The following is a 12500-nucleotide window of genomic DNA, read 5'->3' as shown; positions in this document are numbered from 1 at the left end:
CCGGACGACCGGAGAAGACACCCCACCATGACAGCAGAGGCTGCGAACGCAAATGCGGTTGTCATGATCATATCCATCGGGTCAGCCCTCCTAGCTTCTGCTGAAAAAGTTAACACCCGATGGCCCGCGGTCAAGGGGCGCCGTCATCTTTCCGCTCAAAAAGGCAAGGAGAGCCGATCCTCGCCGACCTCGCCCGCGCGCCCGGCGCGCGCGATGTCAGCCGCGTGTCGGCCGCTCGTAGCCGAGCTTTTCGCGCAGGAAGGCCAGCGCGACCGACAGCCCGTCTGGGGAGATCCCGTGCCCCGTGCCGCGCATGATATGGGCATAGGTCTCGAACCCCGCCGCCTGCAAGGCCTGCCCGGCCTCGGGCAGCGACTGCGGCGGCACGACCTCGTCCTCCTCGCCATGCAGCAGCAGCACCGGCATCTTCACCCGCATCTCGTCCTCGAGCATCTCCGGCTCGAGCAGCCGCCCGGAAAACCCCACGACGCAGGCCACCGGATCCTCGCGCCGCGGCGCGACATGCAGCGCCATCATCGTGCCCTGCGAAAAACCGACGAGGGCGAGCTGATCGGGCTCCAGCCCGTAATCCACGAGCAGGGTGTCGAGATAGTCGTTGAGCTCGTCCACCGCGCGCATCATCCCCGCCCGCGCCTCCTCCTCCGAGGAGCCGTCGATCCAGGGGATCGGAAACCACTGGAATCCCATCGGATTGCCGATGCAGCGTTCCGGCGCGTCGGGGGCAAAGCACAGCGTATCGGGCAGATGCTCCCCCAGCGGATCGGCAAGGCCGAGAAGGTCGTTGCCATCCGCCCCGTAGCCATGCACGAACACGACGGCCGACCCCGCCCGCCCCGAAACGCTGTCCCTCATGTGGCTGGTCAGTTCGGCCATCACCGTATCCCCTCGCGTTGCTTCTCGACATGGTAGTAGGCCCAAAGCAGACGTGCCGCAACTGCCCTCCACGGCGCCCAGTCCTCCGCCATGGCGCGAAAGACACGTTCTCTCGGACGCTCCGGCAGGTCGAACAGCAGGCGCGCCGCCTCCTGCAACGCGAGATCGCCGGGCGCGAAGACATCGGCATGGCCGAGCGAGAACATCGCATAGATTTCCGCGGTCCAGACGCCGATGCCCGGCACCTCGGTGAGCGTCGCGACCACCTCCGCCGTCGGCGCCCCGCGCAGCGCGGCATAGTCGATCCGGGCGGCGGCGAGCGCGCGGGCATAGCGGATCTTCTGCCGCGACAGGCCGCAGGCGCGCAACTCCTCGTCGCTGGCCGCGAGGATCTTGCGCGGGCCGGTGAGCCGCGCCGCCTTGAGCCGCCGCCAGATCCCGTCGGCGGCAGCGACCGACAATTGCTGGCTCACGATCGCGCCGAGCAATTCCCCGAACCCGTCGCGCCGGCGGCGCAGCGGCAGCGGTCCGGTGAGGGCGAGCGCATGGGCGAACCGCGGCTCGCAGGCGCTCAGATGCGCCCCGCCTTCGGCAAGATCCTCGGCCGTGCTGATGATCCGCATGTCCATTGCCGCCTCCCCGCCTGCCGCGCGCATCTCCGTCCGGGGCCGATCCTGACGGAGATGGCCGCCGCTGTCACCCTCTCCCGCGGCACCCTTCCGTCGCCCCTGCCCCTGCGTCATAACAGGATCATGACCGAATCGCCCCTCTCCCTGCCCGACTTCGACTGGCCCGCGCTCGAACCCGGCTGGGTCTGGCTCTGCGGCGCGGGTCCGGGCGATCCGGGGCTGCTGACGCTGCATGCGCTCAACGGGCTCCGCCAGGCCGATGTGGTGGTCTATGACGCGCTCGTGGGCGAGCGGATCCTCGACTGGGCGCGTCCGGATGCCGACCTCGTCTATGCCGGCAAACGCGGCGGCAAACCCTCGGCGAAACAGGCGGATATCTCCCTGCGCCTCGTGGAACTCGCGCGGGCGGGCAAGCGGGTGCTGCGGCTCAAGGGCGGCGATCCCTTCGTCTTCGGACGCGGCGGCGAGGAGGCGCAGACGCTGATCCGCAACGGTGTGAACCTGCGCATCGTGCCGGGGATTTCCGCGGGGATCGGCGGGCTCGCCTATGCGGGCATCCCCGTCACCCATCGCGACATCAACCAGGCCGTGACCTTCGTCACCGGCCACGACCAGACCGGCGGGACGCCCCGGAACCTCGACTGGCAGGCCCTCGCGCGCGGCGCGGGCGTGCTGGTGTTCTACATGGGCATGAAACACGCCGCGAAGATTCGCGACGGGCTGATCGGCGCGGGACGCCCGGCGGACGATCCCGTCGCCGTCGTCTCCCAGGCGACGACACCGGGGCAGCGCGTGCTCGAGACCACGCTCGCCGCGATGGTCGAGGACATCGCCGCCGCCGGCATGGAGCCGCCAGCGATCATCTGCGTCGGCCGCGCGGTGCTGATGCGGCAGGTGCTCGACTGGCAGGGGCTGATGCGCGGCGAGCCCCCGCGCGACCCCGACCCGCTCGGGCACGACCGCCCCGCACCGGAGACCTAGCCCCCGCCCGCCCGAAATCGCACAGGCGCGCCCCGAAGAACGCGACTTTCCCCGCCGCCCCTGAGCCGCTAAACCTCCCGGAAACATATTCAAGACCCTGCAAGAGATCGCCATGACCGATGCCGCCCTCACTTCCGACCGGAGCCGCGCCCGACGCAACGTCTATGTTCTCGTGATCGCGCAGGCCTTCCTCGGGGCGCAGATGTCGATGATCTTCACCATCGCGGGCCTCGCCGGACAGTCGCTCGCCTCCAATCTCTGTTTCGCCACCCTGCCGATCTCCGCCACCGTGCTCGGCTCCATGCTCGCCGCCACGCCGCTCTCGGCGGCGATGCAGCGCTACGGGCGGCGCGCCGGCTTCTGGATCGGCACCGGCGCAGGCGCGCTCGGCGCAGCCGTCGGCGCCCTCGCCCTCATGCAGCAGAATTTCTGGCTCTTCGTCGCCGGCGGCCTGCTCACCGGCGTCTACCAATCCTCCCAGGGCTTCTTCCGCTTCGCCGCCACCGACACCGCCGACGACGCGTTCAAGCCGAAGGCGATCTCCTATGTGCTCGCCGGCGGGCTCGCCTCCGCCATCATCGGCCCGCAGCTCGTCAAGGTCACGTCGCAGGCGATGGTCGTGCCCTTCCTCGGCACCTATCTCGCCGTCATTGCGATCAACCTCATCGGCTCGGTGCTGTTTCTCTTCCTCGACATCCCGCGCCCGCCGGTCTCGACCCAGGATCACCTGATCGGGCGGTCGCGCCGGGAGCTGCTGAAAACCCCGCGCGTCGCGGTGGCGATCATCGTCGCCATGGTCTCCTATGCGCTCATGAACCTCGTGATGACCTCCACACCCCTGGCCATCGTCGGCTGCGGCTTCGAACAGAACACCGCCGCCGACGTCGTCTCCGCGCATGTGCTCGCGATGTTCGTCCCCTCCTTCTTCACCGGTTTCCTGATCGCGCGCTTCGGGGTCGAACGGATCATGGCGACCGGCCTCGTGATCCTCGCAGCGGCGGGGGTCACCGGCATGATGGGCGTCGATCTGGAGAATTTCTTCCTTGCCCTCGTGCTGCTGGGCGTCGGCTGGAACTTCGGCTTCATCGGCGCGACGGCGATGCTCGCCTCCGCCCACGCGCCCTCCGAACGCGGCCGGGTGCAGGGCATGAACGACCTCATCGTCTTCGGCGGCGTGACCGTCGCCTCGCTCGCGTCGGGCGGGCTGATGAACTGTTCCGGCGGCTCGGCCCAGGACGGCTGGCAGGCGGTGAACCTCGCCATGGTGCCCCTGCTCACCCTGGCGGGCGGCGCGCTGATCTGGCTCTGGATGCAGCCGAAGGCGCGCTGAGCTTTTTGCTGCGGCAAATACTCCCGCCGGAGGCGGTCAGACCCCCGCCTCCCGGCGCAGCCGGTCGCGGTGACGCGCCAGCCACAGCGCGGAGAGATAGAGCGGCGCGACATCGAGCGCGCCGGCGTCGAGCAGCTCCATGAGCCTGTCGAAGCCCACGAGCATCGAGGCGATATCCTCATGCTCCGTATCCACCCCGCCGACGCCGGTGATCCCGTCGGGCAGATCCGCGATGCCGATATAGGAATGGACATATTCCGTGACCGCCCCGCCGGAGGGATAATATTCCGCGATCTTGTGCAGCGCGCCGAGCGTGACGCCCGCCTCCTCCACCGCCTCGCGCCGCGCCGTGCTCTCCGGCCCCTCGCCCGGATCTATCCGGCCGGCGATCGGCTCGATCATCCAGGGATGCGCGTCGCCGCGGGCGAGGGGGCCGACGCGGAACTGTTCGATCACCAGAACCCGGTCCCGGAGAGGATCGTAGGGCAGCACCGTCACCGCATCGACCATGAGAAAGGCCGCGCGGCTCATCTCCCCGGACATCCCGCCGTCGAAGCGGCGGTGGGCGAGCCGCATCTCCTCGACCGCGAAGAACCCGCTGTAGGGCAGCTCCGCCTGGCGCAGCTCGACATCGGCGCGGGTGAGGTCGGCATGCAGCTCCGTCGCCCGCGGACGGGTGGACTGGCGCGCCGCGCGCCGCGACCAGGCGCGGATCAGGATCATCGGGCGCAGAGGCCGCAGCGCCTCCGCATCGCGGCTGCCGCGATAGCGGATGGCCTCCGCGGCGGCGAGCGCCACGAGCCCGGCATCGAGCCAGGGTTCGTCGCCCGCGAGCGCGGCGCGCAGATAGGCGATCTCCTCGGGGGAATACTCCCCCTCGAGGGCGGAAAACGGATCGCTCACGACCATTTCCGCGCGGCCTTCTCCGCCAGCCAGCCGCCGAAGACCCCGCCCGCGACGAGGACGAAAAGCACATCGGGTTTCAGAAGATAGAGCGCGAAGTCCCGCATCAGGTCGACCATGGCGAGCAGCGCCGCGGTCGGTCCGCGGTAGCGCCCGTCGAGGGAGCGGTGGATCATCGTCTCGAAGGCGAAATAGAAGACGCACCAGAAGGCGAGGATCAGGGAGGTCGAAAATCCGAACCCCCAGGCCGCACGCATCGTGTCCCCGGCCCGCTTGCCGAGAAAGAGCCATCCCGTCAGCAGACCGAACGCCCCGGCGATGAGGGAGAAGACGCCGAACCGCGTGCCCTCCGGCAGATGGTGCTTCACGAGTTCCGCGGCGAACCACGCCAGAAGCGCGAACCAGAGGGCGGCGACGAGTTTGGCGGCTGTGGGCATCGGTCTCCTGTCAGGACTTGCGCATCGGGATCTGTGTCAGGTCGCAATCTCCACCCTGGAACGGTGCGGCGCAAGAGGTCAGATGAAAATTCCGCATCCGGGGACAACGCGCGGTGCCATCCGCCCGCAGCAGCTCCCGCCCCGGCGCCCGTGCACGGCGAGGACCCGGCCCCGGCGCCGGGGTCGCGCGGCTGTCCGTGGCGATGTCTGCCTCCTGTCGCCCCGCCTCCCCGCGACGCCCCGGCCCTCGCGCCTCAACCGCCCCTCACCGTCTCATAGGCCGCAAGCGCCCGGTCGCGGCCCTCCTTCAACCCCACCACGGGCGCGGGATAGGCATCGTCGGGCGCCATCGCCCAGCGGACCGGGATCGCGTCGAAATAGCTGAGCGCGGTTGTCGTCGGACTTGCCTCCCGCTCCGCGATCCAGCGGCGCAGATAGCTGCCCTCGGGGTCGAATTTCTCCGCCTGGGTCTTCGGGTTGAAGATGCGGAAATAGGGCGCGGCATCCGGGCCGCAGCCCGCGACCCATTGCCAGCCGAGGGCGTTCGAGGCCGGATCCCAGTCGACCAGACAGTCCTCGAACCACCTGCGCCCCACCCGCCAGTCCACGAGCAGGTGCTTGGTGAGATAGGAGGCGACGATCATCCGCGCGCGGTTGTGCATCCTGCCGGTGACATACATCTCGCGCATCGCCGCATCGACAAAGGGCACGCCGGTGCGGCCCCGTTTCCAGGCCGCGATCTCGGGAAGCCGGTCATCCGTCCTCCACGGAAAGGCCTCCCAGCCGTCGCGGTGGCTTTCCGTCGGCAGACCGGGTTCGTGATACAGGAGGTGCCAGGCGAATTCGCGCCAGACGAGTTCCCTGAGGAACGCCTCCGCCCCCGCCTTGCCCTCCTCCAGCGCGCGATGGCCGGCATGCCAGACCGTGCGCGCAGAGATCTCGCCATAGGCGAGGTTTTCCGACAGGCCGGAACAGGCCGGTTCGGCGGGAAAGTCGCGCAGTTTCCCGTAGTCCTCCACATGCTGCGCAAGGAAGACCGAAAGCCGCCCCCGCGCAGCCGCTTCGCCGACATGACAGTGCCCCGCGACCACCTCCGCGCCCCGGCGCATCGCAGTGCCGAGCGCCCAGTCGGCAAGGCGGTCGCCATCGGGCCAGCCGGAGGGCCAGCGGAGTGCCGGTTTCGGCACGCCCGGCCCCACGCCGATGTCGCGCACCGCGCGCCAGAAGGGGGAATAGACCTTGTAATAGCCGCCCTGCCTCGTCGTCACGCACCACGGCTCGAACAGGAGATGACCGGGATGGGAACAGGCGGTGACGCCCGCCTCCCGCAACGCCGATTTCACGGCGGTGTCGCGTGCGACGGACTCCCCGTCATAGAGCCGCGACCAGTGCACCGCCAGCGCCCCGGTCTCCCGCAGCAGGTCGCGCAGCACGTCGCGCGCCGCGCCGGTGCGCAGGATGACGCGCCCGCCCGCGTCCTCGATCGTCTCGATCAGCCTGCCGAGCCCGAGCCCCAGGCGGAATTTCGGCGCCGCACCGAGCGCGTCCACCGTCTCGTCCCGGATGAAGACCGGGATCACCTGTCCCGCCCCCGCCGCGGCCACGAGCGCGGGGTTGTCCGAAAGGCGGAAATCCCGCCTGATCCACCAGATCGCCGTCATATGCCCTCCCTGTCCCGACGGACCGGCGCGCCCGCCGCGGCAAGGCTCACGCCGCCTCCCGATCCTCCGCCTGCACCGCCCACATCTCCGCATAGCGCCCGCCGGAGGCGAGCAGCATCTCATGGCTGCCGCGCTCCACGATCCGGCCCTGTTCGAGCACGATGATCTCGTCGGCATCCGCCACGGTCGAAAGCCGGTGCGCGATGGTGAGCACGGTGCGCCCCTCGCCCGCCGCCTTCAGCGCGGAGAGGATGTCGCGTTCCGTATGGCTGTCGAGCGCGGAGGTCGCCTCGTCGAGCATCAGGATCGGCGGGTCCTTCAGCAGGGTGCGCGCGATACCGACCCGCTGCTTCTCCCCGCCCGAAAGCTTCAGCCCGCGTTCACCCACCTGCGTGTCGTAGCCTTCGGGCAGGCCGGTGATGAAATCATGGATCCGCGCCTTCTTCGCCGCGGCCACGATCTCCTCGAAACTGGCGCCGTCCTTGCCGTAGCCGATGTTGTAGCGGATCGTGTCGTTGAACAGCACCGTGTCCTGCGGCACCACGCCGATGGCCGCGTGCAGGCTCTCCTGCGTCACCTCGCGCACGTCCTGCCCGTCGATCTTCAGCGCGCCGCCCGTCACGTCGTAGAAGCGGAAGAGCAGCCGCCCCAGCGTCGACTTGCCCGAGCCCGACGGCCCGACGATGGCGAGCGACTTGCCGGCCGGCACGGTGATGTCGAGCCCGTGCAGGATCGGCCGCGCCGGGTCGTAGTGGAACTGGACGTGATCGAAATGGATCTTGCCGCCGGTGACGCGCAGATCCGGCGCGCCGGGCCTGTCGACGATCTCGGCCGGCTGTTCCAGAAGCGCGAACATGTCCTCCATGTCCACGAGCGACTGGCGGATGTTGCGATACATCGAGCCGAGGAAATTGAGCGGCATGGTGATCTGCACCATGTAGGCGTTGACCATGACGAAATCGCCCACGGTCAGATCGCCGCGCTCGACGCCCACGGCCGCGAGCACCATCACGCCGATGAGCCCGCAGGTGATGAGAAAGGTCTGGCCGAAATTCAGCAGTGCGAGCGAGCGCTCGGTCTTCACCGCCGCCGTCTCATAGGCCGCCATCGCCGCGTCGTAGCGCGCGCTTTCGCGGCGGTCGGCGTTGAAATACTTGACCGTCTCGAAGTTCAGGAGGCTGTCCACCGCCTTCTGGTTGGCCTCGGTGTCCTGCCTGTTCATCTCGGTGCGGATCTTCACCCGCCATTCGGTGACCTTCAGCGTATAGGCGATATAGGCCCCGATGGTCAGCGCCACGACCCCCATGTAGCTCCAGCCGAAGGCGTTCCAGAGAATCACGAGCACCAAAAGCAGTTGCAGCATCAGCGGCACGAGGCTGAACACGAGCACGTTCAGCAGGAAGGCCACGCCCTTCACCCCGCGTTCGATGATCCGGCTGAGCCCGCCGGTGCGGCGCGACAGGTGAAAGCGCAGCGACAACGCATGGATATGCCGGAAGGTCTCGAGCGCCAGCGCGCGCAGCGCCGCCTGTCCGACCGGGGCGAAGACCGCGTCGCGCGCCTGCTGGAACGCCACCTCCATGATGCGCCCGAGGCCGAAGGCGACCGTCAGGCCGACCGCGCCGAGGGCAAGCATCCAGGCGACGCTGTCGCCCGAGGCCTCTCCAGAAAGGCTGTCCACCGCCGCCTTGTAGAACCAGGGCGTCGCCACCGCCGTGAGCTTCGCCGCGACGAGCAGCAGCACCGCGACCACCACCTGGATCCGCGCGGTCCGGTCTCCCTTCGGCCAGAGATAGGGCGCGACCTTCCTCAGCACGCGCCAGCCGTTCTCGGGGCCCTCGGGGGTGGTCATGGTGGGGCGCAGGGACATTCTGGCTTCCTTCGGGGGTGTTGGCTGCGGAGCGGGCGGGGATCGGGGCGCGAGCATCGCGAAATTCCCGCCCGACCACAAGGCCCCCCGCAAAGCTCCGGCCCGCCTGGCCGCCGCGTTCGTCCCTCACTCCTCCGGCAGGACGAAGATCTGGCCCGGATAGATCAGGTCCGGGTCGCGGATCTGATCGCGATTCGCGTCGAAGACCCGCGCATAGAGATAGCCTTCGCCATAGCGCGACGTGGCGATCCCCCAGAGTGTGTTGCCCGGCTGCACCGTCACCGAGGCGATCCGCGACCCCGCGCCCTGCCCGCCTTCGCCGCTCCCGGCGGCGGAGGGGGACGTTCCCGTGAGTTCGGCGAGCACCGCCACATCCTCGCGCTGGAACGGCAGTTCCGCCCGCGCCAGCACGTCGCCCCCGCCTCCGATCTGATCGACCCGAAGCGTGTAGCGCCCCGGCGCGATCCCCGCGAGTTCCTCCCGCCACTGGCCGTCCTCGTCCGCCTCCGCCGCGGTGAGGAACCCGTTGTCGAGATAGATCCGCAGCGCCACGCCCGCGCCCGCGCGACCCGAGACGAAGACCCGCCCCTCGGGATCGTAGGTCACCGCATCGACGCGCAATTCCCCGCTGCGTGTCCCCGGCTGTTGCAGGACGGCGACGCCCGCATCGTCGGCGCGCAGCACCGTCGCCGGGGCCTCCGCCGTCGCCGGCAGCGCGCTTTCGGCCTGCCGCAGGATGGCATCGGCCACCGCGGCGCCGGCCTCTGCGGCGACCCCGGCCTCTCCGCCGGACGGATCGCCGCCTGCGTCTTCCGTGCCATCGGGGGCGGTGCCCTGCGCCACCTCCCTCTCCCCGGTCCGGGTCGAGGGCGTGGCCGGGCCGATCAGGATGCTTTCCTCCGCGGCCTGCCGGATGCCGCCGACCTCCGTCTCGATCCGCATCTCCCGTGCCTCGCCGCTCGGCTCTAGGTCGAACAGCGCGACGAACTCTCCCCGCGCGTCCGCCTCCGTCTCCGCGACCTTCTCGCCGTCCACCAGGATATCGACATGCGCCATGGGTGCGGCGCGCCCGGCGACGGTCGCAAGCCCGTCGGGCGGGATGCGCACGAGGTCGAAGGCGGGATAGGCTCCGTCCGCCGGCCCGGTGGCGGCAACCGCATCGCCGTCGGGCGAAGGCGTGGCATCCGGGGCGGTATCGGTGAGCGTGGGAGCGGCCAGTTGCGCCGTGGCGTCCGCCCCGCCCTGCGCGCGGTCTCCCGCCCCCGGAGCGAAGCGCCAGAGGGTCGCACCGATCGCCGCAATCAGCACGACGGCCGACACCACGGCCAGCGGGCGCAGGTGTGTCCGAGCCTCGGTCATATCCAGTCTTTCATCCCCCGAAATCGCCTTGGTCTAAAGGCTTGAGACAGCCTATCAAGGGGTCTAACAAGGGTCAAAGATTTCCTTTCCCAGACGCAGGTATTCCGATGTCAGCCGTCCGCCCTCATCCGTCCTTTTCCGTCTGCGTCTACTGCGGCTCCCGCGCGGGCGGGCGGCCGGTCTACGAGGCCGACGCGACCGCGCTGGGCCATGCCATCGCGGAGGCGGGCTGGCGGCTCGTCTATGGCGCGGGCGACGTGGGGCTCATGGGCGCGGTGGCGCGCGCCGCGCAGGAGAAGGGCGCGCAGACCTTCGGCGTCATCCCCACCCATCTCCTGCCGAAGGAGGTCGGCAAGCGCGACCTCACGACCTTCATCGTCACCGAGAACATGCACGAGCGCAAGAAGGTCATGTTCATGAATTGCGACGCGATCGTGGTGCTTCCGGGCGGCGCGGGCTCGCTCGACGAATTCTTCGAGGTGCTAACCTGGAAGCAGATCGGCCTGCACGACAAGCCGATCTTCCTGCTCTCCACCGAGGGCTACTGGGCGCCGCTCGCGGATCTCATCGACCATGTGATCGACGAGGGCTTCGCCCCCGCCTCCACCGCCACCTATTTCGAGACGGTGGACACCGTGCCGGAGCTTCTCGAGGCCCTGCGCGCGGCGCGGGTCTGACGGTCCTCCCGCATCGCCTGCACGGTGTAGAGCACGAGCCCGGTCCAGATCAGCGGCATCGCGATCGCATGGGCATGGGTGAAGGGCTCGCCGAAGACGAAGACGGCGATCAGAAGCTGCATCGTGGAATTGAGATACTGGCCGAGCCCCACGGCGATCATCGTCACCCGCTGCGTCGCATAGGCAAAGCCCAAAAGCGGCAGGCCGGTGAGCAGCCCCGACAGGATCAGGAGCAGCGAGGAGCCGAGATCGTGGCCGAAGAGGCCCGCCGCCCGCGCCTCCGTCGCGCCCCATCCGCCGAATTCCGCGCCCGCGATCCACAACAGCGCGAGCGGGGAGAGAAGCACCACCTCGGCGGCGGTGGACAGGATCGGATCGGCGGAAAAGCTTTTCTTCACCGCGCCGTAGAGGGCAAAGCTCGTGCCCATCCCGAGCGCCCGCCACGGCATCTCGCCCAGTTCGAAGGCCAGCACCGCCACGGCGACGGCGGCCAGTGCGACCGCCGGATATTGCAGCCCGCGCAGCCGCTCGCCGAACAGGACGAGCCCGACCAGCACCGCGATCAGCGGCAGGATGTAATAGCCGAGCGCCGCCTCCAGCGTCTTTCCGATGCTCACCGTGTCGATATAGAGGAACCAGTTGACCGAGATGAGCACGGAGGCGAGCGCGACCTTGTAGAGCCCGCTCCAGCCCGTCGAGGGATGCAGCAGCGCCCGCAGCTCTCCGAGCCGTCCGGTCGCGGCGATGTAGAGGGTGAAGAGCACGAAGGACCAGAAGGTGCGATGCGCGAGCACCTCCACCGACGGCACATAGGCGACGAGGTGATAATAGAGCGGCAGAACGCCCCAGGCCATGTAGGTGAGTACGAGGACGAGAAGTCCCTTGCGTGTGCGGGTCATGGCGGGACAAAGCGCGGTTTGGCCGGCGGGCGCAAGCCACGAAAACCGCACAGGGGGGAGCGGGCAAACCGCAACGCGCCGCGACCGGCACAGGAAAAGGGCGCGCCGCCCCCGGCACGCCCTCTCCGCCCGGCGGGACCGCGCGCGCCCGATCCCCGTCAGATCACCGGGGTACGTCCGGTCTCGCCCGGCCCGAATTCCTTCTTCAGGAGCTCCTCGACCTTGTCGAGCGGGTGGTTCGTCAGCGTCTTCGGCAGTTCCGCCACCACCTTGTCGGCCACTTCCTTGTGAAGATGGTCGCGCAACTCCCCGAGCGTGGCGGGCGGCGCGACGAGCACGATACGCTCGAACCGCCCCTTGTGGGCCTCCTTGTAGAGGATCGCGGCGACCTCGGCGGCAAAACGCTCCTTGGCCAGTTCGTGCCAGTCCGTGTCCGCAAAGGCCGATTTCTGCCCCGGCCCGTTGTCGTTCATCCGCCCCGGACGGTTGGCGCCCTGTTCATGGTCGGGCGGATTCTCCTGCGTCTCGATCTTGACGACATTCAGGTCGGGCGTCTGCGCGTCCAGGTCGTTGCGCAGAAACAGGGCCTTCTCCCCGTCCGCGATCAGAACCCAGGTGCCCTGTGTGAGGATGGTCATCTGTCGGTCTCCTTTTCGGTGCCGGTGGCGATCTCGTCGGACTTGCGCACCCGCGTGGTGGTCGGGGTGCCCTGCTCGACGGCCTTTGCCTCGTCGCGCGTGCCCACACGGGCGCCGAGCGTGCCGCCCTCGCGGCCGCCCTGTGCCGGAGCCTCGCCGGGCGTGCCGGTGAGCCTCTCCGTTTCGCGTGTTCCGTCCGCGGACCTCTTGCGCTCTGCCATG

The 12500-nt window shown here is 69.2% G+C and carries 13 protein-coding genes; 3 read left to right on the top strand and 10 right to left on the bottom strand.

Annotated elements, in window-relative coordinates:
- Positions 1 to 216: 216 nt before the first annotated feature.
- The gene (locus P73_RS12725) at positions 217 to 894 is read right to left on the bottom strand and encodes an alpha/beta hydrolase (protein ID WP_043869846.1); all 678 of its coding nucleotides are present in this window, start codon (positions 892 to 894) and stop codon (positions 217 to 219) included.
- Positions 894 to 1523 carry a DNA-3-methyladenine glycosylase family protein gene (locus tag P73_RS12720; protein ID WP_043871688.1) on the bottom strand — a complete coding sequence of 210 codons (630 nt, stop codon included), beginning with the start codon at positions 1521 to 1523 and terminating at the stop codon, positions 894 to 896. The genes P73_RS12725 and P73_RS12720 overlap by 1 nt, the downstream gene beginning before the upstream one ends.
- Before the next feature lie 123 nt (positions 1524 to 1646).
- On the opposite strand from P73_RS12720, the gene cobA reads away from it, so the two are divergent.
- A complete protein-coding gene (cobA, locus tag P73_RS12715; protein WP_043869845.1) occupies positions 1647 to 2504 on the top strand; it encodes a uroporphyrinogen-III C-methyltransferase in 858 nt (285 codons plus the stop codon).
- 112 nt (positions 2505 to 2616) lie between these two features.
- Complete coding sequence (locus P73_RS12710) at positions 2617 to 3834, top strand: MFS transporter (RefSeq protein WP_043869844.1); 1218 nt, start codon at positions 2617 to 2619, stop codon at positions 3832 to 3834.
- A 36-nt stretch (positions 3835 to 3870) separates the two neighbouring features.
- Here P73_RS12710 and P73_RS12705 read toward each other — a convergent pair whose 3' ends face one another.
- The 5 genes from P73_RS12705 to P73_RS12685 form a co-directional block, all read right to left on the bottom strand.
- Positions 3871 to 4737 (bottom strand): NUDIX domain-containing protein, encoded by an 867-nt coding sequence (locus P73_RS12705; RefSeq protein WP_139267025.1) that lies wholly within the window; start codon positions 4735 to 4737, stop codon positions 3871 to 3873.
- A complete protein-coding gene (locus P73_RS25655) occupies positions 4734 to 5174 on the bottom strand; it encodes a TrgA family protein (RefSeq protein WP_043869843.1) in 441 nt (146 codons plus the stop codon). The genes P73_RS12705 and P73_RS25655 overlap by 4 nt, the downstream gene beginning before the upstream one ends.
- Before the next feature lie 254 nt (positions 5175 to 5428).
- Positions 5429 to 6835 carry a cryptochrome/photolyase family protein gene (locus P73_RS12695; RefSeq protein WP_043869842.1) on the bottom strand — a complete coding sequence of 469 codons (1407 nt, stop codon included), beginning with the start codon at positions 6833 to 6835 and terminating at the stop codon, positions 5429 to 5431.
- A gap of 46 nt (positions 6836 to 6881) precedes the next feature.
- The gene (locus P73_RS12690) at positions 6882 to 8705 is read right to left on the bottom strand and encodes an ABCB family ABC transporter ATP-binding protein/permease (RefSeq protein ID WP_052453246.1); all 1824 of its coding nucleotides are present in this window, start codon (positions 8703 to 8705) and stop codon (positions 6882 to 6884) included.
- 126 nt (positions 8706 to 8831) lie between these two features.
- A complete protein-coding gene (locus P73_RS12685) occupies positions 8832 to 10064 on the bottom strand; it encodes a LysM peptidoglycan-binding domain-containing protein (protein ID WP_043869841.1) in 1233 nt (410 codons plus the stop codon).
- A 107-nt stretch (positions 10065 to 10171) separates the two neighbouring features.
- On the opposite strand from P73_RS12685, the gene P73_RS12680 reads away from it, so the two are divergent.
- The gene (locus tag P73_RS12680; RefSeq protein WP_043869840.1) at positions 10172 to 10741 is read left to right on the top strand and encodes an LOG family protein; all 570 of its coding nucleotides are present in this window, start codon (positions 10172 to 10174) and stop codon (positions 10739 to 10741) included.
- Here the strand turns inward: P73_RS12680 and rarD are convergent.
- The 3 genes from rarD to P73_RS12665 all read right to left on the bottom strand — a co-directional run bounded on the left by rarD (position 10678) and on the right by P73_RS12665 (position 12499).
- Entirely contained in the window at positions 10678 to 11640 is a 963-nt protein-coding gene (rarD, locus tag P73_RS12675) for an EamA family transporter RarD (protein WP_043869839.1), read from the bottom strand. The two genes, P73_RS12680 and rarD, sit on opposite strands and share 64 nt — an antisense overlap.
- Positions 11641 to 11798: 158 nt before the next feature.
- Positions 11799 to 12278, bottom strand: coding sequence for a baeRF12 domain-containing protein (locus P73_RS12670; RefSeq protein ID WP_052453245.1), 480 nt, complete (start codon positions 12276 to 12278; stop codon positions 11799 to 11801).
- Positions 12275 to 12499, bottom strand: coding sequence for a hypothetical protein (locus P73_RS12665; RefSeq protein WP_043869838.1), 225 nt, complete (start codon positions 12497 to 12499; stop codon positions 12275 to 12277). Before P73_RS12665 ends, P73_RS12670 begins: the two co-directional genes overlap by 4 nt.
- Position 12500 lies beyond the last annotated feature (1 nt).

The sequence above is a fragment of the Celeribacter indicus genome, assembly GCF_000819565.1.
Taxonomy (GTDB): Bacteria; Pseudomonadota; Alphaproteobacteria; order Rhodobacterales; family Rhodobacteraceae; genus Celeribacter; species Celeribacter indicus.
Note: the sequence above shows the minus strand (reverse complement) of the source record. Positions and strands in the feature narration are given on the sequence as shown.